18 protein-coding genes and 2 tRNA genes are annotated in these 21,787 nt (G+C 72.0%); 16 read left to right on the plus strand and 4 right to left on the minus strand.

From position 1 onward, the window contains the following. The first annotated feature begins 4 nt into the window (after positions 1 to 4). The 4 genes from ACFWPQ_RS31670 to ACFWPQ_RS31685 all read left to right on the plus strand — a co-directional run bounded on the left by ACFWPQ_RS31670 (position 5) and on the right by ACFWPQ_RS31685 (position 3,125). Complete coding sequence (locus ACFWPQ_RS31670; protein ID WP_384042222.1) at positions 5 to 1,726, plus strand: LytR C-terminal domain-containing protein; 1,722 nt, start codon at positions 5 to 7, stop codon at positions 1,724 to 1,726. A 103-nt stretch (positions 1,727 to 1,829) separates the two neighbouring features. Continuing rightward, positions 1,830 to 2,273, plus strand: coding sequence for a ribosome silencing factor (gene rsfS / locus ACFWPQ_RS31675; protein WP_361294534.1), 444 nt, complete (start codon positions 1,830 to 1,832; stop codon positions 2,271 to 2,273). After that, complete coding sequence (locus ACFWPQ_RS31680) at positions 2,273 to 2,941, plus strand: histidine phosphatase family protein (RefSeq protein ID WP_384042225.1); 669 nt, start codon at positions 2,273 to 2,275, stop codon at positions 2,939 to 2,941. Before rsfS ends, ACFWPQ_RS31680 begins: the two co-directional genes overlap by 1 nt. 111 nt (positions 2,942 to 3,052) lie before the next feature. Continuing rightward, positions 3,053 to 3,125 (plus strand) — tRNA-Ala (locus tag ACFWPQ_RS31685). 61 nt (positions 3,126 to 3,186) lie between these two features. On the opposite strand, the gene ACFWPQ_RS31690 is transcribed toward ACFWPQ_RS31685, so the two are convergent. Beyond that, the gene (locus ACFWPQ_RS31690) at positions 3,187 to 4,128 is read right to left on the minus strand and encodes a helix-turn-helix transcriptional regulator (protein ID WP_384042228.1); all 942 of its coding nucleotides are present in this window, start codon (positions 4,126 to 4,128) and stop codon (positions 3,187 to 3,189) included. A 94-nt stretch (positions 4,129 to 4,222) separates the two neighbouring features. On the opposite strand from ACFWPQ_RS31690, the gene ACFWPQ_RS31695 reads away from it, so the two are divergent. The 3 genes from ACFWPQ_RS31695 (at position 4,223) to ACFWPQ_RS31705 (ending at position 6,171) form a co-directional block, all read left to right on the plus strand. Next, positions 4,223 to 5,692: an MFS transporter gene (locus tag ACFWPQ_RS31695; protein WP_384042231.1), complete on the plus strand. Its 1,470-nt coding sequence runs from the start codon at positions 4,223 to 4,225 to the stop codon at positions 5,690 to 5,692. A 68-nt stretch (positions 5,693 to 5,760) separates the two neighbouring features. Further along, complete coding sequence (locus ACFWPQ_RS31700) at positions 5,761 to 5,934, plus strand: hypothetical protein (RefSeq protein ID WP_361294543.1); 174 nt, start codon at positions 5,761 to 5,763, stop codon at positions 5,932 to 5,934. Between the two features lie 3 nt (positions 5,935 to 5,937). After that, on the plus strand, positions 5,938 to 6,171 hold the full coding sequence (locus ACFWPQ_RS31705) for a hypothetical protein (RefSeq protein WP_006136074.1): 234 nt from the start codon (positions 5,938 to 5,940) through the stop codon (positions 6,169 to 6,171). Here the strand turns inward: ACFWPQ_RS31705 and ACFWPQ_RS31710 are convergent. After that, positions 6,150 to 7,361 (minus strand): glycosyltransferase 87 family protein, encoded by a 1,212-nt coding sequence (locus ACFWPQ_RS31710; RefSeq protein ID WP_384042234.1) that lies wholly within the window; start codon positions 7,359 to 7,361, stop codon positions 6,150 to 6,152. The genes ACFWPQ_RS31705 and ACFWPQ_RS31710 overlap by 22 nt on opposite strands. Before the next feature lie 113 nt (positions 7,362 to 7,474). On the opposite strand from ACFWPQ_RS31710, the gene ACFWPQ_RS31715 reads away from it, so the two are divergent. Beyond that, positions 7,475 to 7,547: transfer RNA gene (locus ACFWPQ_RS31715), tRNA-Ala, on the plus strand. A 169-nt stretch (positions 7,548 to 7,716) separates the two neighbouring features. On the opposite strand, the gene ACFWPQ_RS31720 is transcribed toward ACFWPQ_RS31715, so the two are convergent. Both ACFWPQ_RS31720 and ACFWPQ_RS31725 read right to left on the minus strand, forming a co-directional pair. Next, complete coding sequence (locus ACFWPQ_RS31720; protein ID WP_181801638.1) at positions 7,717 to 9,330, minus strand: NADH-quinone oxidoreductase subunit NuoF family protein; 1,614 nt, start codon at positions 9,328 to 9,330, stop codon at positions 7,717 to 7,719. Beyond that, positions 9,327 to 10,595, minus strand: coding sequence for a cytochrome b/b6 domain-containing protein (locus ACFWPQ_RS31725; RefSeq protein WP_384042237.1), 1,269 nt, complete (start codon positions 10,593 to 10,595; stop codon positions 9,327 to 9,329). Before ACFWPQ_RS31725 ends, ACFWPQ_RS31720 begins: the two co-directional genes overlap by 4 nt. A gap of 427 nt (positions 10,596 to 11,022) precedes the next feature. Between ACFWPQ_RS31725 and leuS the strand changes: the two genes are divergently transcribed. The 8 genes from leuS to ACFWPQ_RS31765 all read left to right on the plus strand — a co-directional run bounded on the left by leuS (position 11,023) and on the right by ACFWPQ_RS31765 (position 21,772). After that, a complete protein-coding gene (gene leuS, locus ACFWPQ_RS31730) occupies positions 11,023 to 13,902 on the plus strand; it encodes a leucine--tRNA ligase (protein WP_384042240.1) in 2,880 nt (959 codons plus the stop codon). A 151-nt stretch (positions 13,903 to 14,053) separates the two neighbouring features. Beyond that, a complete protein-coding gene (locus tag ACFWPQ_RS31735; RefSeq protein ID WP_384042243.1) occupies positions 14,054 to 14,782 on the plus strand; it encodes a hypothetical protein in 729 nt (242 codons plus the stop codon). A 72-nt stretch (positions 14,783 to 14,854) separates the two neighbouring features. After that, positions 14,855 to 15,700 (plus strand): DegV family protein, encoded by an 846-nt coding sequence (locus ACFWPQ_RS31740; RefSeq protein ID WP_361294559.1) that lies wholly within the window; start codon positions 14,855 to 14,857, stop codon positions 15,698 to 15,700. A gap of 130 nt (positions 15,701 to 15,830) precedes the next feature. Continuing rightward, positions 15,831 to 16,985 (plus strand): helix-hairpin-helix domain-containing protein, encoded by a 1,155-nt coding sequence (locus ACFWPQ_RS31745; protein ID WP_384042247.1) that lies wholly within the window; start codon positions 15,831 to 15,833, stop codon positions 16,983 to 16,985. Continuing rightward, a complete protein-coding gene (locus tag ACFWPQ_RS31750) occupies positions 16,982 to 19,582 on the plus strand; it encodes a ComEC/Rec2 family competence protein (protein ID WP_384042249.1) in 2,601 nt (866 codons plus the stop codon). Before ACFWPQ_RS31745 ends, ACFWPQ_RS31750 begins: the two co-directional genes overlap by 4 nt. A 13-nt stretch (positions 19,583 to 19,595) precedes the next feature. Continuing rightward, positions 19,596 to 20,441 (plus strand): arylamine N-acetyltransferase, encoded by an 846-nt coding sequence (locus tag ACFWPQ_RS31755; protein WP_384042468.1) that lies wholly within the window; start codon positions 19,596 to 19,598, stop codon positions 20,439 to 20,441. A 174-nt stretch (positions 20,442 to 20,615) separates the two neighbouring features. Continuing rightward, positions 20,616 to 21,497, plus strand: a complete 882-nt coding sequence (locus ACFWPQ_RS31760) for a YceI family protein (protein WP_384042251.1) — start codon at positions 20,616 to 20,618, stop codon at positions 21,495 to 21,497. Positions 21,498 to 21,526: 29 nt separating this feature from the next. After that, complete coding sequence (locus ACFWPQ_RS31765; protein WP_384042253.1) at positions 21,527 to 21,772, plus strand: hypothetical protein; 246 nt, start codon at positions 21,527 to 21,529, stop codon at positions 21,770 to 21,772. The last annotated feature ends 15 nt before the right edge of the window (positions 21,773 to 21,787 follow it).

Genomic DNA, 21,787 nt, shown 5'->3' on the forward strand with positions numbered 1-21,787 from the left:
ACCGGTGAACGACCGATACGACGCGGGCTACGGAAGCGACCAGTACGAACTCGTCGGCTACGACGAGTACGGGCAGCCGGTGTACCGCCAGATCCCGGCACAACAGCAGCAGACGTACGACCCGTACGCGAGCCAGGGGCAGGGGCAGGGCTACGGCTACGACCCGTACGCCAGCGGCGGGCAGCAGACCGCGCCGTCCTACGACACCGGACAGCAGGCCCCCGTCTACGACACCGGACAACAGCCGTCCGTGCCGCCCACGCCCGGATACGACCCGTACGGCACCGGCGGCCAGACCGCCTACGACCCCTACGGGCAGGCGGCCACCGGCGGCCGGCAGCCCCGGGTCGCCGAGCAGACCGCGCACATCCCGCAGCAGGCCGGACCGGGCAGGGAACCCGGGCCCGTACCCGCCGGACCCCGCCAGGCCGACGACGAACGGGACTACCACACAGGGCAGTTCGCGTTCGTCGAGCAGCCGGACGGTGACTCCGAGGACGTCATCGACTGGCTGAACTTCACCGAGAACCGCACCGAGCGCCGCGAGGAGGCCAAGCGCCGCGCCCGCAGCCGGATGGTCGCCCTGGTCGTCGTCCTGGCCCTGGTCGCCGTCGGCGGCGTCGGCTACCTCTGGTACGCCGGAAAACTCCCCGGCGTCTCCTCCTCCGGCACCAAGGGCGGTACGACGACCTCCGCAGTCGCCCAGAAACGCGACGTGATCGTCCTCCACCTGCACAACACCGGCGGAGGCGGCACCTCGACCGTGCTGCTCGTCGACAACACCACCACGAAGCAGGGCAGCACCGTCCTGCTGCCGAACTTCCTCGCCCTCACCGACGACGACGGCACCACCACGACCCTCGCCAAGTCCGTCGACGACGACGGCTCCTCCGGCACCCGCGACCAGCTCGACACCGTCCTCGGCACCAGCATCGAGGGCACCTGGCGCCTCGACACCCCCTACCTGCAGAACCTCGTCGAACTCGTCGGCAACATCGACATCGACGCCGACGCCGACGTCCCCGACCCGGACGCCAAGAAGAAGGGCGAGGAGCCCCTCGTCCACAAGGGCAAGGACCAGACCCTCGGCGGCAAGGCCGCCGTCGCCTACGCCACCTACCGCGCCTCCGGCGAGGCCCAGAACGCCCAGCTGGAGCGGTTCGGGCAGGTCATGCAGGGTGTCCTGCGCAAGATGTCCTCCGACTCCTCCGCCGCGACGACCACCGTGCAGACCCTCGCGCAGATCCTCGACCCGTCCCTCACCGACAAGGACCTCGGCACCTTCCTCGCCAAGCTCGCCGACCTCGCCAAGGACGGCGACTACAAGACCGCCCTGCTGCCCGTGCAGAGCGACGGCACCCTCAGCGCCGAGACCAGCTCCAGCGTCGTCAAGGACATCCTCGGCGGCACCGCCAAGAGCCCCGCGGCCGGCTCCGCGGTCCGCGTCTCCGTCCAGAACGCCACCGGCGTCAAGGACGACACCGAGAAGGCCCGCGTGGTCCTCGTCAACGGCGGCTACACCTTCCTGGAAGGCGGTACGGCCTCCGGCACCCAGGCCACCTCCAAGGTGCTGTACTCCGACGCCGCCGACAAGGAGAACGCCACCGAGGTCGCCAAGACCCTCGGCCTCGGCACCGGCACCGGCACCGTCCAGAAGGGCACGGTCGGCTCGGGCGCCGACGTCTCCGTCGTCCTCGGCCAGGACTACAAGCCGTCCTCCTCCTGAGCGGCGGCCCCTCGCACCCCACGTGACCCGGTAATCACGTGGGGTGCGCCCGGTGGTCCGTGAGACCCTTGAGGTCAAACGACCGCCGACGGAAAGCCATGCAGTGACCGCAACCGATCGTTCCCTCGAGCTCATCTCCGCCGCCGCCCAGGCAGCCGCCGACAAGCTCGCCCACGACGTCATCGCCTACGACGTCAGCGACGTCCTGTCGATCACGGACGCCTTCCTGCTGGCCTCCGCACCCAACGACCGCCAGGTCAAGTCGATCGTCGACGAGATCGAGGAACGCCTCCAGAAGGAACTCGGCGCCAAACCGGTGCGCCGCGAGGGCGACCGCGAGGCCCGCTGGATCCTGCTCGACTACGTCGACATCGTCGTCCACGTCCAGCACAGCGAGGAGCGTGTCTTCTACGCCCTGGAGCGGCTGTGGAAGGACTGCCCCGAGATCGAGCTGCCGGCCGACGCCAAGGCCACCCGCGGCAAGGCGGCGGAGCACGCCCAGCTCCAGGCCGCCGAGGACACCGGCGAGCCGGGCGGGCAGTGGTGATGAGCGCCACGGGCGAGGTGACCGACCGCAAGGGCCGCGGCCGCCGCATCATCCTGTGGCGGCACGGTCAGACCGCCTGGAACGTGGAGCGCCGCTTCCAGGGCTCCACCGACGTCGAGCTCACCGAGACCGGCGTCGGCCAGGCCCGCCGCGCGGCCCGCCTGCTCGCCTCCCTCGGCCCGGACACGATCGTCTCCTCCGACCTGCGGCGGGCCTCCGACACGGCCGCCCAGCTCGCCGTCCTCACCGGCCTCGACGTGATCCACGACGAGGGGCTGCGGGAGACGTACGCGGGCGTGTGGCAGGGCCTCACCCACGAGGAGATCATCGCCCGCCACGGCGACGAGTACGCCGCCTGGAAGCGCGGCGAGCCGGTCCGCCGCGGCGGCGGCGAACTGGAGACCGAGGTCGCCGACCGGGCCGCTCCCGTCGTGCTCCGGCACGCCGAGAAGCTCCCCGAGGACGGCACCCTCGTGGTGGTCAGCCACGGCGGCACCATCCGCACCACCATCGGCCGTCTACTCGGCCTGGAGTCCCGGCACTGGGAGAGCCTCGGCGGTCTCACCAACTGCTGCTGGTCCGTGCTCGGCGGAGGCGCCCGCGGCTGGCGGCTCCTGGAGCACAACGCCGGCACCCTCCCGGAGCCCGTCCTCGGCGACGACGACTGAGGATCTTTGAGCCACCTGACCTCGCCGGGGCCCGGATTTCACTTTCCGGCAGGTCGCAGGCTAAAGTTCTTCTTGTTCACCCCGCCGAGCGGGAAGACGGGAAGAACGCAAGGGGCTATAGCTCAGTTGGTAGAGCGCCTGCATGGCATGCAGGAGGTCAGGAGTTCAATTCTCCTTAGCTCCACAGATCGACACTCCGCACATTGTCGAGTTGTCAAAGATCGGTGATGAGAATCCCGTCCTCCTCAGAGGGCGGGATTTCTCGTGTTCCACTCCCGGATGATCTCGGTGGCCTCCTCCTCCGTCACCGGCCACAGCCGCTGCCTGCGCTCCCGCAGCAACGCCACCCGCTCCCGCGTCCGTTCGTCCTCCGGCGTGTAGACCACGATCCGCGCCTCCGGCATCCCGTCGATCGACAGCGACTGCGACGTCATCCGCAGCTCGCCCACCGCCTCATGACGGAACGTCTTCACCCGCGGCCCCGGCTGCGCCACCGCCCCGCTCGCCCACAACCGGGCGAAGTACGGACTGGCCTGGGACAGCGCCTGTATGAAGTCCTCCCACGCCGGCTCGCCGACATGTCTGCCGTAGCAGGAACGCAGGGTGGCCACCATCACCGGCAGTTCACGCTGCAGGTGCACCACCGGGGAGGCCTCCTCCGAGACCGTGAACAGCGTCCACAGGACGTTCGGCACGCCGATCCGCACCGTCTCCGGCACCAGGAACAGGTCCCGGTACGCGGCGTTGGTGGCCAGCACGTCGTAGCGCGAGGTGTACACCACCGCCATCAGAGGGTCGAGTGCGTCGATGATGCCCTGCACCTCAGCGCCGACCGTCCGGGACAGCCCCTCCGGCATCGGGGCGAACGGCACCTCCGCCAGCCGGTACAGATGCTCCCGCTCCGGGAGGTCCAGCATCAGCGTCCGTGCCACCGCGTCCAGCACCTGCGCCGAGGCGTTGATCGGCCGGCCCTGCTCCAGCCACGTGTACCAGGTCACGCCCACGCCCGAGAGCTGGGCGACCTCCTCCCGCCGCAGCCCCGGCGTGCGCCGCCGCAGCCCCGGCGGCATCCCGACGTCCGCCGGCTGCACCCGGGCCCGCCTGCTGCGCAGGAACGCCGCCAGCTCCGGCCTGCGGCGGTGTGCTGTCGTCGCCATCGTCACGTCCCCCGTCGTCACGTCCTCCATCGTGGGCGCGGTCCCCGCCCGCTGCCAGGTGCTGCCAGTACCAGCATCGGCGGGCTCTCGGCACCCGTACCGGCCCGCCGCCACGCTCGGACGCATGACGACGACATCCCGGACGGGACCAGGTCCCGCACCGGCTCCGACCCCTGCCAAAAGTGAAGCACCCGGCACTGACAACCGGCCCCGGGTGCTCCTCGCGGTCGTCCTCGCGGCCCTGTTCATGGCCGTGCTGGACGTCTTCATCGTGAACGTCGCGGCCCCCACCATGGGTTCCGAACTCCACGCCTCCGGCGCGGACTTGCAGCTGGTCGTGGCCGGCTACGCCATCACCTACTCCGTGCTGCTGATCACCGGCGCCCGGCTCGGCGACCGGCTCGGCCACGGCCGGGTCCACCTGGCCGGCCTCGCCCTGTTCACGACGGCGTCGCTCGCCTGCGGCCTGGCCCAGGGGGCCACCGAGCTGATCGTGTTCCGGCTGGTGCAGGGCGCCGGATCGGCGGTGATGATCCCGCAGGTCCTCAGCATCGTCCAGCGCTCCTTCACCGGCGAGGCCCGCATCCGGGCGCTCGGCGCCTACTCCGCGGTCCTCGCGGTCGGCGCCGCCGCCGGCCAGATCATCGGCGGCGTCCTGGTCAGCGCCGACCTGTTCGGCACCGGCTGGCGGCCGGTGTTCCTCGTCAACGTGCCCGTCGGCGCCGTACTCCTCGTCCTCGGCCGGCGCGTCCTGCCGCTCGGCGCCGGAGCCGGTCCCGAGCGGGCACGCGGCCTGGACCTGCCCGGCCTGGTCCTGCTGGGGGCCGCCGTGTCGCTGCTGACGGTCCCGCTGGTGCTCGGCCAGGAGGAGGACTGGCCGCTGTGGTCCTGGCTGTCCCTGGCCGCCGCCGTGCTCCTGTTCGCGCTGTTCTGCGGCTACGAGTCGAGGCTGGCCCGGCGCGGCGGCGCCCCGCTGATCGCTCCCCGGGTGCTCCGCCACCCCGGCATGGCCCTGGCCGTCCTGCGCATCCTCGCCGTCATGGCCGTCAACGCCGGATTCCTCTTCACGCTCACCCTCCACGTCCAGAACGGCCTCGGCTACAGCGCGCTGCGCGCCGGTCTCACCTTCGCGCCGACCGCCGTCGTCTTCGGCACGGTCGCCCTCACCTGGCGCAGGTGGCCGGCCGCCTGGCAGCGGGCGCTGACTCCCGCCGGGTTCGCGCTCGCCGCGCTGGGCGTGGCCGGCGTCGGGCTGGCCTTCCACGGGGGCGGCGACGGGGGCGCGTGGCTCTATGTGGCGTACGCCGGCGTGGGTGTGGGGCTCGCGCTCGCGTTCAGCCCCACGCTCACCGGCGCGCTCGCAACCGTGCGCCCCGAGGACGCGGCGGACGCCAGCGGACTCCTCGCGACCGTCACCCAGCTCGGCCAGCTCATAGGGGTCGCCGCGTTCGGCACACTGTTCTTGAACCGGCTTGAGTCAGTTGGGGGCCCGCGGGCGTATACCTCTGCGGAGGCGCTGTCAGCCTGTGCATGGGCGCTCGCCGCGACGGCGGCCGCGGGTGCCGTGTCCGGACTGGTACTGAGGCGTCGCTGACCGTATTGGTCCGGCCGTGGCAGAATCAAACGGCCGGAAGGGGGCGCGGCCCGACGGGAGGAGTAGCGATGCCTGCGAGCATCCTTGAGGAGGGCGGCCACCTCCTCGGTGCGTCGTTGATACGGGACACGATCACCCGGCTGCTCTGCCCTTCCTGCGGTTCCGCGCATGTCGCCCAAGTACTCGGCGACAACGGCGGGATCTCCTACGTGTGCACGGCCTGCGGCCACAGCTGGAGCTGATCGATGGGTGCACACAGGCGGAAGTGCGACTGGTGCGGGAGCGGCACCCCGATCGTCCGCGACATGGAGCCGATCAACCCCGACTACCAGTACTGGTGCGAGGAGTGCGCGCGGGCGCTGATCATAAAAGGCGACCCGATCGAGACCTACCGTGAGCTCGAGGGCGAGCCGATCTACGGCCGGCTCCTCGAAGAGCACTGCACGCTCAAACGGTTCTATTCGTTCGTCACGGCCTGAGCGGGGCCCGGCTTCGGCAACGATGTCCGGGCGATCGCGAGGAACAGCACCCCGGCGACCGTGTAGAGCCCGGACAGCGTCAAGGCGACGGTGTCCTGGTGCAGTTCGGGCCGACCCTGGCCGTGCGGCACCCACCACAGGGCGTACGAGCAGAAGACCAGCAGTGTGACCGCGGCCGCTGTCCGCCGCCCGCGCGTCCACAGCAGCAGCACCACCGGTACGCACCACACCCAGTGGTGCGACCAGGACACCGGGCTGATCAGCAGCGCGGTCACCGCGCAGACGGCCACGGCCCAGGCCCGCCGGCCCCGCAACTCCGCCGTCACCGCCACCGCGAGCCCCAGGGCGGCCGTCAGGGCCGCCGCAGCGGCCCAGAGGGCTCCCGGGTCGGGAGTGTGCAGCAAGCGCGCCAGAACGCCGCGCAGGGCCTGATTCGCGGTCTCCTCGGCCCGCCCCACCCGACCCGTGCGGAACACCATCCCGGTCCAGAACCGCCACGAGTCGTGCGGCAGGACGGCCGCCGCCAGCAGGGTCGCCCCCGCGAAGGCGGCGGCCGCCCCGCGCGCGTGCCGCAGCCACGGGCCCCCGTCCCGTCCTGCGAGGCGCGCGGTCAGGCCCGTGGCGAGCAGGAACACCGCGAACAGGGCGGGCGTCAGCTTCACCGCGGCCGCGAGTCCCACACCCACCCCCGCCCAGCGGTCCGGGCGTTCGGCGGGACGACGTGACAGATCCCACAGCACCAGCGCGGCCAGCAGCAGATTGACCTGCCCGTAGCGCACGGTCGTCCACACCGGCTCGCACCACACCGCGGCCGCCGCGACCCACAGCACGCGCTCCACGCGCGCGTGCCCGACGAGCCGCATCGACAGCCCGACGAACACAAGCAGCAGGGCGAGATTCGCGGCCGTCGCCAGCGTGCGCATGCCCGTGACGTCCAGCAGCGTCAGCGGGGTGAACAGCAGAGCCGCGAACGGGGGGTAGGTGGACGGCAGATGAGCCGTCGTCGTACGCAGCGCGTAGAGATCGCCGCCGGCGCGGACCGTCGCCCCCTCCGCCCGGTAGACCATCAGGTCGATCATCGACACGTGCGCGGCCCGCTGGGCCACCCAGAACGCCATGAACGACAGGAGACACGCTCCCAGGGCCACCGGCACCCGGCGCCGGGTCTCGGAGAACGCGATCACGGTCACGAAGTCCGACACTAGCCTCCGTATCCGTACAGAACGGAAACGATTTGGTGGTGCACCCCTTCGACCGTGTAATGTTGGCGTCGCCGCCGGGGAAACCGGGCGGAACAGGACAAGGGGCTATAGCTCAGTTGGTAGAGCGCCTGCATGGCATGCAGGAGGTCAGGAGTTCAATTCTCCTTAGCTCCACAGAAGTCGAAGGCGGACCATCCGAACGGGTGGTCCGCCTTCGGCGTTTTCGCGGAAACACTCGGAAATCTCGTCCGAGGGAACTTCGTTCGCGGGTTCGTCCCGTACGCGTGGGGCGGGCCGCCCGACCAGGGTGACCCGCCCCACATGCGTGCTGTGAAATGTGCGATCAGCGTCCCAGCGCCCGGCGGCCGCGGCCCTGCGAGAGCACCGGCAGGTTCTTGGCCGGCGCCTGCGAGCGCGTGTCCTCCTCCAGGCGCAGGGCGAGCGCCGGGCAGCGGCGCACCGCGCGCAGCGCCTTGGCCTCCGCGAACCGCGGCACCTTCGCCTGCGCGACCGTCGGGAAACCGTCCGCGCCCAGCTCGAAGACCTCCGGAAGGATGTCCGCGCACAGACCGTGGCCCCTGCACAGTGTCCAGTCGACGTAGATCTTCTGACGGCTGCCGCCGCCGTTGTCCTCGGGCTCGCCGCCGCCCGGGATGCCCGTAGGCATCTTGCCGTCCTCGAAGAGCGGCAGAACGCCCTCCACGGGCCGTCCGCAGCCGTTTCCGAGAACGTGCGCTGCCAGGTCGTCGGTGAACGCCTTGATCGTCGACTCGAGGAACATCGCGGAGCCGTCCGGGTGCGAGCACGCGCCGCGCCGCTTCACGTTCTTCGCGACCTGCTTGAGCGCCTCCAGAGCGGCCGGTCCGCCGCCGTTGAGGATGTCCTCCATGCCGCGCGCGGCCGCGGGCAGGCCCAGGTAGCAGGGACCGCACTGTCCCGCGCTCTCCTCCGCCAGCCACTGGGCGACCCGCAGAGACTCGCCCAGCGGACAGGTCTCCTGCGTGATGGGCAGGATGGCGCCGGCGCCGAGCGCACCGCCCACCGCGTCGAGCGAGTTGCGGGAGACGATCGCCTCGTTGACCGTGGCCGCGTCGATCCACTTGCCGTGGTAGCCGCCGGTCAGCACACCCTGCGGCACCGGTGGGGCGCCGGCCAGCTGCAGGACGTAGCGCAGCGGCACGCCCGTGGGGACCTCGATCACCATGGGGCGGGCGACCGCGCCGGAGACCGTCAGCATGACGGTGCCCGGCTCGTCGTACAGGCCGGTGTTGCCGTAGCGCTCCGGGCCGATGCGGGCGGCGATCGCCAGCTGCGCGAACGTCTCCGCGTTCGACAGCAGCGTGGGCGCGCCGCCGACACCGTTCTGCGAGGCGCTGGTCTTGCGGCCGGGCGGGATCGCCGGGCCGCCGTCGATCGAGCGGATCAGCGATGCGGCGGCGCCGGTGACCATGCGGACCGGGTTGCGCTGGACGAACGCCTTCAGCGCCGAACGCCGGCCGTTGCTCAGACCGCGCTCGGCGAGCGCCTGCTCCATGGAGCGCTGCGTGGACTCCCGGGTGACCCCCACCACGAGCGTGCGGGCACCCAGCGCCTCGGCGCACAGCAGCGCACCGTCCAGGATCAGATGCGGGGCACGGTTGATCAGCACCGTGTCCTTGCGGCAGGCCGGTTCGTCCTCGCTGCCGTTGACGACGACGACCGGCCGTACACCGCGCTTGATCGCCGCCTCGGCGACCGAGCGCAGCTTCTTGTGGAAGGGGAAACCCGCGCCGCCGCGGCCCTTCAGGTTGATGCGTTCGGAGAGCTGCGCGAGCTGCTCCCCGCCCAAGGGCTCAAGCGGCCCGTGCACCTTGAGGTGCATGGGCAGATCGAGTCTTTCGACAAGGTCGAAGCCCGACGTGAGCTGCGGAAGGCCGACCACGCGGACTTCTGGGACGTCGGGCAGGGCCTCGTTCACCTATAGCCTCCGGAAGGCGTGTTCCAAGGTTCGCCCGAACCCGGGGCGTCGAAGGACGCTCCGGGCGGTGGTTCGTTGGCGGGACCGCTGTTGTACGTGTCATTCGAGTTGTACGTCCCGTACCGGGCATTCGTCTCACCCGTGTCGTACACGTCACGTCCGACCGTCCCGCCGGCGCCCGGATTGCCATAGGTCGGGATGTTGTATCCGGTGTCCTGGAGCGGGTCGTACGCGGACCGGGGGGCCTCGCCGACCGGCGGCGGGGACGGGATCGGCCAGCTGCCCGAGGTGCTCGATGGGCCGTCCACGCGCTCCATGCGCGCGGTCTGGCCGGCCGCGAACGGCGACTGGGGCTGGCCGGGCGCCGCCGTCGCCCGGTAGGCGGCGGCGTAGCCGGACGCCGGATCGGGGCCGGGTGCGGCGGCCGCCGCGGACGGGAACAGCGGGTTCGACTGCGAGGTCGCCGTGTCGGCGCGTGACGGCCTCGGCTCGCGCTCGCGCATGGTCTCGTAGCCCGGGTACCCGGACTCGCCCGCGCGGGCGCGGCTGGCGTCCAGGTCGTCCAGCTCCGGCCGCTCCGAACTGCCGAGGACGGAGACGAGACGGTCGGCGACCCTCCGCTTGAAGGGGCGTGGGGCGGCGCGCAGCGCCAGTGCGGCCATCACGCCGACCAGGCACAGGTCGTACGAGATCATGAAGAACGGCTTCGCCGCGCGGCCCGCGTACAGGCCGTGGATAAGCGCGGCGCACCAGGCCGGGTAGGCCAGCATGTGCATGGCCCGCCAGCGGGCGGCGACGACGGCCGGGGCGGCGAAGTTGCTGCGCAGGGCGCCGGTGACGCCCACGAAGATCATCAGCAGTCCGGCCAGCGAACCGAGCCCGATCAGGCCGGCGCTTCCGGTGACGCCGAGCGAAAAGGGAATGATCGCGGCGATCACCACGGTGTGATCGAGGGCGATCTTCGTGACGATGTGCACCAGCAGGAACGCGATCGAGGCGACCGCGGTCGTCCGGTGCACGGCCTGACCGACGATCCGCTGGCGGGTGTTGAGGAAGATGCGGTCCTGTGCGACCAGGCCCCAGATCACCGAGCAGCTCAGCGAGACGAGCGAGAGCACGCCCGCGCCGAAGTTCAGGAACGACTGGAACTGGCTGCCTCCGGTCAGCACGACCACGGGTATGAGCAACAGAACGACAGCGGACGCCACCCCCCAGGCCGAACGGCCTGGCTTGGGAAGCGTGCTGTTACTACGACGAGGGTTCATGGGGGCAACTCCGAGCAGTTCGGGAAAGCGGTCCCGGTGCCGCAGCCTAAGTGGCGCCATACCGATCAGTACGAGGTTTGAGTTATTGCGTTGTTATCAAAGGGCCGTGCGGTCCTTGTGATGTCCCTTAGCGGACGTTACGCGAACTAATTTTTGAACCTGGTTCAACTCTCGTCCCGATGGTCGCCTCAGACGCACGTGTCAACCGTTGATACGCAAGCGCGTCGCGGCTTGCTCAACGCCTGCGGTACCCTGACGCCATGCGTGCCGTACGCCTTCTGCTTAGCGGGCCGCGCTGATCAGTCCCGACCACCGGACGAAACGGTTGGTCGGCATCGGCGCGGCGTCCCCTCCTGTGCGAGGGGATTTTTCGTTTCTAGAACGTTCGCAGCCGCAGGCAGAGACGACCGATGGAGCTTTGAGGATCATGAGCGAGACGAACCCCGCTGCCGCCGCCACGTCGGCGGAGGCAGCGCCGCACCGCTACACGGCCGCTCTGGCGGCCGACATCGAGGCACGCTGGCAGGACTTCTGGGACGCCGACGGCACCTACGCGGCGCCGAACCCCACGGGCGACCTGGCCGGCGACCCCGCGCTGGTCGCCAGGCCCAAGAAGTTCATCATGGACATGTTCCCGTACCCGTCCGGTGCGGGCCTGCACGTCGGCCACCCGCTGGGCTACATCGCCACCGACGTCTTCGCCCGCTTCCAGCGGATGAACGGCCACAACGTCCTGCACACCCTGGGCTTCGACGCCTTCGGCCTGCCCGCCGAGCAGTACGCCGTGCAGACCGGCACGCACCCGCGCGTGTCCACCGAGGCCAACATCGAGAACATGAAGGTCCAGCTGCGCCGACTGGGCCTGGGCCACGACAAGCGCCGGTCGTTCGCCACGATCGACCCGGACTACTACAAGTGGACCCAGTGGATCTTCCTGCAGATCTTCAACTCCTGGTACGACGACGAGGCGAAGAAGGCTCGCCCGATCTCCGAGCTGATCGCCCAGTTCGAGTCCGGTGAGCGTGCCGTACCGGGCCACACGCGCGCGTGGAACGAGCTGACCGCAACCGAGCGTGCCGACGTCCTGGGCGAGTTCCGCCTGGCCTACGCCTCCGACGCACCGGTCAACTGGTGCCCCGGCCTGGGCACCGTGCTGGCCAACGAGGAGGTCACCGCCGACGGTCGTTCCGAGCGCGGCAACTTCCCCGTCTTCAAGGCCAAGCTGCGCCAGTGGAACATGCGCATCACGGCTTACGCCGACCGGCTGCTGGACGACCTGAACGAGCTGGACTGGCCGGAGGCCATCAAGCTGCAGCAGCGCAACTGGATCGGCCGCAGCGAGGGCGCCCGCGTCGACTTCCCGATCGACGGCGAGAAGATCACCGTCTTCACCACCCGCCCGGACACCCTGTTCGGCGCGACCTACATGGTGCTGGCTCCCGAGCACCCGCTGGTCGACCGGTTCGTCCCGGAGGCGTGGCCCGAGGGCACCCACGACGTGTGGACCGGCGGCCACGCCACCCCCACCGAGGCCGTCGCCGCGTACCGTGCGCAGGCCGGCGCCAAGTCCGACGTGGAGCGGCAGGCCGAGGCCAAGGACAAGACCGGTGTGTTCACCGGCGCGTATGCGACCAACCCGGTCAACGGCGACAAGATCCCGGTGTTCATCGCCGACTACGTGCTGATGGGCTACGGCACCGGCGCGATCATGGCCGTACCGGCCGGCGACCAGCGTGACTTCGAGTTCGCGCGCGCTTTCGAGCTGCCGATCGTCTGCATCGTCGAGCCGACCGACGGCCGCGGCACCGACACGTCGACGTGGGAGGACGCTTTCGCCTCGTACGACGCGAAGATCATCAACTCCTCGCACGACGACATCAAGCTGGACGGCCTGCCGGTCGCCGAGGCCAAGGCCCGTATCACCGAGTGGCTGGCCCGCAAGGGCATCGGCGAGGGCACCGTCAACTTCCGGCTGCGCGACTGGCTGTTCAGCCGTCAGCGCTACTGGGGCGAGCCCTTCCCGATCGTCTACGACGAGGACGGCGTCGCCCACGCGCTGCCCGAGTCGATGCTGCCGCTGGAACTGCCGGAGGTCGACGACTACTCGCCGCGCACCTTCGACCCGGAGGACGCCGACACCCGGCCCGAGACCCCGCTGTCGCGCGACGAGGACTGGGTCAACGTCACCCTGGACCTGGGCGACGGCCCGAAGAAGTACCGCCGCGAGACCAACACCATGCCCAACTGGGCCGGTTCCTGCTGGTACGAGCTGCGCTACCTGGACCCCCACAACAGCGAGCAGCTGGTCGACCCGCAGATCGAGCAGTACTGGATGGGCCCGCGCGAGGGCATGCCGCACGGCGGTGTCGACCTGTACGTCGGCGGCGCCGAGCACGCCGTGCTGCACCTGCTGTACGCCCGTTTCTGGTCGAAGGTCCTGTACGACCTGAGGCACGTCTCGTCCGCCGAGCCGTTCCACAAGCTGTTCAACCAGGGCATGATCCAGGCCTACGTCTACCGCGACGGCCGCGGCTTCCCGGTGCCCGCCGCCGAGGTCGAGGAGCAGGACGGCGCCTACTACTACCAGGGCGAGAAGGTCACCCGCCTGCTGGGCAAGATGGGCAAGTCCCTGAAGAACGCGGTGACTCCCGACGAGATCTGCGCCGAGTACGGCGCCGACACGCTGCGCCTGTACGAGATGGCGATGGGTCCGCTGGACGTCTCCCGGCCGTGGGACACGCGCGCGGTGGTCGGCCAGTTCCGGCTGCTGCAGCGGCTGTGGCGCAACATCGTCGACGAGTCCACCGGCGAGGTCACCGTCACCGACGCCGAGGCGGACGAGGAGACGCTGCGCGCCCTGCACAAGGCGATCGACGGTGTCCGCCAGGACCTGGAGGGCCTGCGTTTCAACACGGCCATCGCCAAGGTCACCGAGCTGAACAACCACCTGACGAAGGCGGGCGGCGCGCTGCCGCGGCAGGTCGCCGAGCCGCTGGTGCTGATGATCGCGCCGCTGGCCCCGCACGTCGCCGAGGAGCTGTGGCGCAAGCTGGGCCACACCGACTCGGTCGTGCACCGGGACTTCCCGGTCGCCGACCCGGACTACGTCGTCGACGAGACCGTGACCTGCGTCGTTCAGATCAAGGGCAAGGTCAAGGCCCGCCTGGAGGTGTCGCCGGCCATCTCCGAGGAGGAGCTGGAGAAGGTGGCGCTGGCCGACGGGACGGTCGTGAAGGCGCTGGACGGCGCCGGGATCCGCAAGGTGATCGTGCGCGCGCCGAAGCTGGTGAACATCGTCACGGCGTGACACCGCCGACCGCCTCCGGGTGGTCCCCTACGGGCAGGTTCGGGGTTTTTCTGGAACTCCGGGCCTGCCCTTTGCGTTTACCGTTGTGGAGCACGGCCATCCACGCCGTGCCCGGAAACGGCCGGGGTGGTGGGCAGCGAGGAGGAGCACCGTGGAAGCAGTGATCGCCGTATTCGCCGTGCTCTTCCTGCTCTTCGTCGCCGGTGGGGCGTACGTCACCTTCAAGGCCGTCGGTGCCGCCAAGCGCGGGGTGGACCGTACGATCACGCAGGCCCGGCGCACGGTCGAGGAACACACGCTGCGCGCCAAGTCCATGGTCCAGATCGGCCCGGCGGGCGAGATCGCCCAGCTCCGCCTCGCCCTGCGCACCTCGATGCGGGCCACCCAGGACGCGTTGTACGCGGGCGTCGCCGAGGACGAGTCGCTGAAGGAGTCCCTCGGGCTCTTCCAGCGCCTCAGCGCGCACGGACAGGAACTGGACGGCGAACTCAGACGCCTGGAGTCCGAACCGGACCGGGCCACGCTCGCCACGCGCCTGCCCGAGCTGCGCCGCCGCACCGAGCGCATCACCGAGTCCGCGGACGCGTTGCGCTGGGCGGCCCGCGACCGGGCCCGCCGCTTCGCCGACGACGATCTCGACACCCTGAGCACTCAGATCGGCGTCGAGGCGGACGCCCTGCGGCACTGGACCCGGCCGGATCCGGCCGCGCAGACCCCGCCGTGGCCCGAGGCCGCCGCCGGCCCCGGAGACCGTCAGACCTGGCCCGAGCAACCCCGGTCCGCCGCGGCCGAGGACCCGGTGCAGCCCGCGATCACGCCGCCCGGCCGCGCTCGGGTGTACCCCTGGCAGAAGAAGCCCCGGCCGGAGAGCACCACTTGACACGGCCGGTCCAGGTCCGGGCCGCCGGGGGCGGGCTGCCGCGCCCGGGCTACGCCAGGTAACCTCCAGCTCATGTCCCGCCATGTCGCGATCGTCACCGATTCAACGGCCTACCTGCCGCCGCGGACGGTGGAGCGCCACGGCATCACCGCGGTACCCCTGACCGTGGTCCTCGGTGACCGGGCGCTCGAAGAGGGCACCGAGATCTCGACGCGTTCCCTGGCCCAGGCCCTGCAGAAGCGGCGCCCCGTGACCACGTCCCGGCCCAGCCCGGAGGTGTTCGCCGAAACGTACCGCAGGGTCGCCGCGGCCGGGGCCACCGGCATCGTCTCGCTCCACCTGTCCGCCGAACTGTCGGGCACCTACGACGCGGCGGTTCTCGCCGCCCGCGAGGCACCCGTCCCGGTGCGCGTGGTGGACACCGGGATGGTCGCGATGGCCCTCGGTTTCTGCGCGCTCGCGGCGGCCGAGGCCGCCGAGGCGGGCGGCACCGTCGACGAGGCCGTCACGGCGGCGGAGAAGCGGGCCGCTGGCACCACCGCGTACTTCTACGTCGACACCCTCGACTATCTGCGACGCGGCGGCCGCATCGGCACCGCCCAGGCCCTGCTGGGCTCCGCGCTCGCAGTGAAGCCCCTGCTCCAGCTGGACGGCGGCCGGATCGAGCTGCTGGAGAAGGTACGGACGGCGTCCCGGGCCATCGCCCGCCTCGAGGAGCTCACCGCCGAGCGGGCGGGCGGTGCCGAGGTGGACATCGCCGTCCACCATCTCGCCGCCCCGGACCGTGCCTCGGCTCTCGCCGACCGGCTGCGGGCTCGGGTGCCCGGGCTGGTCGACCTGCACGTGAGCGAGGTCGGCGCGGTCATCGGCGCGCACACCGGACCCGGGCTGCTCGGGGCGGTCGTCTCGCTGCGGTGACCTGCGGGCCCGGGGCGTGAGCGTCGGCACGAGCACTCGTACGAGTGGCGAAGTTGTCCACAACCCGGCCGCGATCCACGGAAACCGACCAAGATCATCGCGGATCGGCGGAAAGCCCGATCCTCGTCGCATGGCACTTCGATCACGCTCACACGAGACACATGCGACCAGTGGCCCGGGCCGGGGCCCCACCTCCGACGGCCGCACCCGGCATCGGCGGTCCCCGGTCCGGGCCCGCATCCGGCACCGCCCCGCCCCGGCGGACGAACTGCGCCGCCGGGCGGAACTCCTCTTCGGCGAACGGGCCGTCGCCGGGCCGCCGGTGTCCGGGCAAGGACCGCCCGCCGCGGAGACGGTGACCGGCACCGGTGCGGCGACCGGACTGACCGCGGCCACGACCGCGGTGCGCACGGCCACGGCCGGAGTGCGCACCGCCGCGGCGGCCCTGTCCACGGCGGCGGCCGTGATGTCGTCGGCCCGTGCGCTGGCCGGTGAGGCCACGGTGCGGCGCGGGCCGGCGCCGCCCGGGCTGCGGTCCCGGGTCGGGCTCGCCGTACGGGAGCGGATGCCGGTGTGGCTGCAGACACGCTGCGGCCTGGAACGCCGGGGCGCGGTCGCGCTCGGGGCGGTTCTCGTCGTGGCCGCGGCGCTGGCCGTGCAGCACTTCTGGGCGGGCCGGACCGAGTCCGTGAGCGCACCGGAGGTGGTGCGCGCGGAGGCGCCGTACGAGAAGAGCGGGGAGGAGGGACCGGCCGCGGGCGCCGCTGCAACTGCCGGTGCCGGTGCCGGTGCCGGCGCCGCCGGGGCGCCCGGTGCGCTCGGCCAGAACGGCGGAACCGGCACGTCCGGGGCGGAGATCGTGGTGGATGTCACCGGGAAGGTCCGTGATCCGGGTGTGCACACGCTGCCGGCCGGGTCCCGGGTGACCGACGCGCTGCGGGCGGCGGGCGGGGTGCGGCCGGGTACGGACACCGACGGACTCAACCGGGCCCGCTTCCTGACGGACGGCGAACAGATCGTCGTCGGGGGCCCCGCCCCGCCGGCCGCACCGGGCCAGGTCGTGGGCGGTGCCGCGACGGGAGCCGGCCCGTCGGTCCCCGTCTCCCTGAACACCGCGACCGTGGAGCAACTCGACGCACTGCCCGGAGTCGGCCCGGTGCTGGCCCAGCACATCGTCGACTTCCGCACCCAGCACGGCGGTTTCCGTTCGGTCGACGAGCTTCGCCAGGTCAGGGGCATCGGTGACCGCCGCTACTCCGACCTGCGGGACCTGGTACGGCCATGAGGCGCGTGACCGGCGGCGCGGCTCAGGGACAAGTGGGCGGACACCGGGCCGGGTCCGCCAGTCCGGCGCAGCGGCCCGGGACCGCGCACGACCGGCGCGCGCGGCACGACGCGCGGGCCGACCTGCGGCTGGTGCCGCCCGCGCTGGCCGTCTGGGCGACGGCCGCGCTGGCGCTGGACGCGCCGCCCGGGTGGACGGCCGGGACCGCCGTCGCCTGCCTGGTCGCCGGGGTGGCCCTGCTGCGGCTCGGCCGGGCGCGCCCCCGGCCCGGGACGGTGGCCGTCGGCGTCGGCGTCGGCGTCGGTGTCGGGTCCGCCCGGCCGGCCTGGCGGCAGGTCTCGGCCGGCGCGCTGCTCCTCTGCGTCGCGGGGGCGGCCGCCGCTGCGGGGCTGCACGGGGCGGACGTGCGCCGAGGTCCGGTTCCCGAACTGGCCCGTGAGTACGCCACCGTGACCGCGGAGGTGGAGCTCACGGGTGACCCCTGGGCCGCCCGGCCGCGCGTGCGGGGGGACCACGCCACCCCGGCCGCGGTGCTGGTGCGCGGTGAGGTACGGCGGGTGGAGCGGGCTGACGGGGCCGCGCTGACGACGCGTTCACCGGTCCTGGTGGCCGTGGACACGGGGGTGCGGGCGCCGGGTGGTGGCGGCCGGGCGCGTTGGCTCGGGCTGCTGCCCTCCACGCGGCTGCGGGTGAGCGGGCGGCTGGCGCCGGCCACGGCCGGCGGGGACCGGGTCGCGGCGCTGCTGCGGGTACGGGAGCGCCCTGCGCCGATGGTGGTGGGGGAGCCGAGCGGGCCGCAGCGGCTGGCCGGGCGGTTGCGGGCCGGGTTGCGGGAGGCGACCGACGGGCTGCCCGAGGACGCGCGGGCGCTGCTGCCCGGGCTGGTCGTAGGGGACACCTCACGGATCACCCCGGAACTGGACGAGGCGTTCGAGGCGACCGACCTCGCGCACACCCTCGCGGTGTCGGGCAGCAACCTCACCATCCTGCTCGCCCTGCTCGTCGGACCTCCGGGACTGGCCCAGCAGGCCGAGCGCCGGGGGCTGGCACCGCGCCTCGGGCTGTCGTTGCGGGCGACCGCGCTGTTCGCGTCGGCGCTCACGCTCGCCTTCGTCGTCGTGTGCCGGCCGGATCCCAGCGTGCTGCGGGCCGCGGCCTGCGGAGCGGTCGCCCTGCTCGCCCTGGCGACCGGTCGCCGCAGGTCCCTGGTCCCGGCCCTGGCGACGGCCGTTCTGCTGCTGGTCCTGTACGACCCGTGGCTGGCCCGCAGTTACGGCTTCCTGCTGTCGGTGCTGGCCACCGGTTCGCTGCTGATGCTGGCGCCCGGGTGGAGCGAGGCGCTGCGGCGGCGCGGGGTGCCGGAGCGCCTGGCCGAGGGGCTGGCGGCGGCCGCGGCGGCGCAGGCGGTGTGCGGGCCGGTGGTCGCGGTTTTGTCGGCGCGGGTGAGTCTGGTGGCGGTGCCCTGCAATCTGCTGGCGGAGATCGCGGTCGCGCCGGCCACGATCCTGGGGTTCGGGGCGCTCGTGGCGGCTCCGGTGGCGATGCCGGTGGCCAAGGTGCTGGCGTGGTGCGCCGGTTGGCCGGCCGGGTGGATCGCGGGGATCGCCCGGGTCGGTGCCGGACTGCCGGGTGCGGGCGTGGACTGGCCTGGGAGCTGGGCGGGGGCGCTGCTGCTGGCCGGGGTGACGGTGGGCGTCGTACTGCTGGGGCGGCGGCTGCTGCGGCATCCGTGGTGGTGCGGGGTGCTGGGGGTGCTGCTCGTGCTGCTGGTGGTACGGCCGGTGCCGCTGACCCGGGTGATCACGGGCTGGCCGCCGCCCGGCTGGCGGTTGGCGATGTGCGACGTCGGGCAGGGCGACGCGACCGTGCTCGCGGCGGGTGCGGGTACGGGCGTGGTGGTGGACGCCGGGCCCGATCCGGCGCTGGTCGACCACTGCCTCCGGGAACTCGGCATCACCCGGATCCCGCTCGTGATCCTCACCCACTTCCACGCCGACCACGTGGCGGGGTTGCCCGGGGTGCTGCGCGGGCGGGAGGTGGCGCAGATCGAGACGACCGGGTTCGGGGAACCCGCGGACCAGGCCGAGTTCGTCAGGAGGCAGGCCGCCGAGCACCGGGTCCCGGTCGTGCGGGCGGTCGCCGGGGAGCGGCGCAGGGCCGGGCCGCTGGAGTGGCGGGTGCTGTGGCCGCCCCCGGATCCGGCTCCGGAGCCGGACGGGCCGAACGACGCCAGTGTCGCCCTGCTGGTCCGGTCGGCCGGGCTGCGGATGCTGCTGCTCGGGGATCTCGAACCCCCGGCCCAGCAGGAGCTGCTGAGATCACCGGCCGCCGCCGTCCTGGGCCGGGTGGACGTGCTGAAGGTGGCCCATCACGGGTCGGCGTATCAGGATCCGCAGTTGTTGCGGCTGGTGGCGCCACGGGTCGCGCTCATCTCGTGCGGGGCGGACAACCCTTATGGGCATCCGGCACCGGGCACGGTGGCCGAGCTGCGGGCCGTGGGGGCGGTGGTGCTGCGGACCGACCGGGACGGGGCGCTCGCCGTGACCGGCGGTGGCAGGGGCGGGGAGGCGGGGGAGTTGCACGTGGCGCGAGACTGAGGGCATGAACTCGGTGAACCCCGCGCGGATCGACACCTACCTCCACCGGCTCGGAGCCGACCGTCCGGCCCGGCCCACCGCGGAAGCCCTGCGCGCGCTGCATCTGCGGCACCTGCGGACCGTGCCGTTCGAGAACCTGTCGATCCACCTCGGCGAGGAGATCGTGCTCGACGGGAAGCAGTTGCTGGACAAGGTGGTGGGCGCGGGCCGCGGCGGGTTCTGCTACGAACTCAACGGTGCCTTCTCGGTGTTGCTGACCGCACTCGGTTTCGAGGTGACGCCGCTGGCGGCGCGGGTGTACGGGGCGGAGGGGCGGCTCGGGATCCCGTACGACCATCTGGCGCTGCGGGTGCGGACGGTCGACGGGAGCGAGTGGCTCGCCGACGTGGGGTTCGGGGCGCACAGCCACTACCCGCTGGCGTTCGCGGAGCGGGGCGAGCAGGCCGATCCCGGCGGGACGTTCCGGATCGCGGCCGCCGGTCCGGACGCGGCCGGGGTACGGGGTGAGGGCGGCGCGGCGGCCGGGGATCTGGACGTGCTGAGCGACGGGAAGCCGCAGTACCGGCTGGAGATCCGGCCGCGGGCGCTCGGGGACTTCACGGCCGGGGCGTGGTGGCACAGCACCTCGCCGTCGTCGCACTTCACACAGTCGCTGGTCTGTTCCCGGGTCACCGAGGACGGTGGGCGGATCACGCTCAGCGGGCGGACCTTGACCGAGACGGCGGCCGACGGGGCGCGCGAGGTACGGGAGTTGGAGCGGGACGAGGAGGTGCTCGGGGTCTACCGGGAGCGGTTCGGGATCCGACTGGACTGTGTGCCGACTGTGCGAAATCCGGGGAAAGATAGCCGGAATGGCTAATTCGGTCTTCGTGGGAGAACGTGTTTCTACTGGCGCGTAGCATGCTACTCGTGCGTAGTTCCGGCGCATGCGCCGGATTCCCGCGATGTGGGCCCGTGTTGCCCTGAAAGCCGCATCAGTGATCGAATGTTTCTTCGGTAACGGATGGTGGCGAGGCGTACAGGGGTGGCGAGGATGTTCGGCCGCTTGATGGGAAACCGAACGGACCGGGTGCAGCGGACGAGCCCCTTCGCGGCGGTGCAGACTCCGCCCGACGCCGGGGTGCTGAGCTGCCGGGTGCTCGACCCGGTCAACCAACCGGTGACGAATGCCGAGTTCGCGGTCAGCGACACCATGGGGCGCACGGTGGTCAGCGGGGGCACGGATCCCTACGGGTCGTTCGTGACGACCTTGCCGGCCGGGGAGTACCGGCTGGCCGTGTCCGCCGAGGGGTTCACGCCGTACCGGGCCACCGCGCAGGTCGGCGAGAACTGCCTCGCCTCGCTCGGTGACGTCACCCTCCAGATCGCCCAGCCGCCGGAACTGCCGGCACCCGGGGACTGGGAGATCGAGCCGACGCACTCCTCGATCGGTTTCACCGCCCGGCACATCGGACTGGCCCGGATCCACGGGCGGTTCAACTCGTTCGCGGGCGCGGTACGGATCGCCGAGCAGATGGAGCGGTCCGCGATGCACGTCGTGATCGACGCCGCGACCATCGACACGGGTGTCCGGATGCGCGACGACCATCTGCGGTCGGCCGACTTCCTGGACGCGCAGCGATTTCCGACGCTGGAGTTCTACAGCGACCGGTTCGTGCACAGGGGCGGCACCCGGTGGGCCGTCACCGGCGCGCTGTCCCTGCACGGCGTGACGCGCACGGTCACCCTCGACACGGAGTACCTCGGGCTCGGCAACGGCATGGAGGGCGAGGCACGGGCCGCCTGCCGGGCCACCACGGAACTCCACCGCGACGACTTCACCGTGAGCTGGCAGACCATGCTGGCGCGCGGGATCGCGGTGGTCGGGCCGAGTATCCGGATCGACCTGGACGTGCAGATCGTCCCGAAGGGCTGAGTCCGCCGGCGGTGCCCGAGAATGGGGCCGTGAGCGATGTGAGACACGTACTGGTGCTGCCGGACCGCGACGCGGCGGAGGAGGCGTCCCAGGCCCTCGGGGAGCGGTTCGGGGTCGACGAGGAGCCGCGGCTGGTGCGGGACGCGCTGGCCGGGGAGGACGACGCGGAGGACGCGCAGTGGCTGGTGCTGCTCACGGACGAGCAGGGCCGGCTGGACCCGGCGGAGCTGGACGCGTTCGCCGGGGAGTGGGAGGGATGGCGGGAGGAGCCGTAGGGGACCCGTAGAGGC

Source organism: Streptomyces sp. NPDC058464, assembly GCF_042721035.1.
GTDB lineage: Bacteria > Actinomycetota > Actinomycetes > Streptomycetales > Streptomycetaceae > Streptomyces.

Excerpts from the sequence above, each read along its gene's own strand:
- ACFWPQ_RS31680 (WP_384042225.1), top strand. The coding sequence starts at position 2,273 with ATGAGCGCCACGGGCGAGGTGACCGACCGCAAGGGCCGCGGCCGCCGC.
- ACFWPQ_RS31690 (WP_384042228.1), bottom strand. The coding sequence starts at position 4,128 with ATGGAGGACGTGACGACGGGGGACGTGACGATGGCGACGACAGCACAC.
- ACFWPQ_RS31695 (WP_384042231.1), top strand. The coding sequence starts at position 4,223 with ATGACGACGACATCCCGGACGGGACCAGGTCCCGCACCGGCTCCGACC.
- ACFWPQ_RS31700 (WP_361294543.1), top strand. The coding sequence starts at position 5,761 with ATGCCTGCGAGCATCCTTGAGGAGGGCGGCCACCTCCTCGGTGCGTCG.
- ACFWPQ_RS31705 (WP_006136074.1), top strand. The coding sequence starts at position 5,938 with ATGGGTGCACACAGGCGGAAGTGCGACTGGTGCGGGAGCGGCACCCCG.
- ACFWPQ_RS31725 (WP_384042237.1), bottom strand. The coding sequence starts at position 10,595 with ATGAACCCTCGTCGTAGTAACAGCACGCTTCCCAAGCCAGGCCGTTCG.
- leuS (WP_384042240.1), top strand. The coding sequence starts at position 11,023 with ATGAGCGAGACGAACCCCGCTGCCGCCGCCACGTCGGCGGAGGCAGCG.
- ACFWPQ_RS31740 (WP_361294559.1), top strand. The coding sequence starts at position 14,855 with ATGTCCCGCCATGTCGCGATCGTCACCGATTCAACGGCCTACCTGCCG.
- ACFWPQ_RS31745 (WP_384042247.1), top strand. The coding sequence starts at position 15,831 with ATGGCACTTCGATCACGCTCACACGAGACACATGCGACCAGTGGCCCG.
- ACFWPQ_RS31750 (WP_384042249.1), top strand. The coding sequence starts at position 16,982 with ATGAGGCGCGTGACCGGCGGCGCGGCTCAGGGACAAGTGGGCGGACAC.
- ACFWPQ_RS31760 (WP_384042251.1), top strand. The coding sequence starts at position 20,616 with ATGTTCGGCCGCTTGATGGGAAACCGAACGGACCGGGTGCAGCGGACG.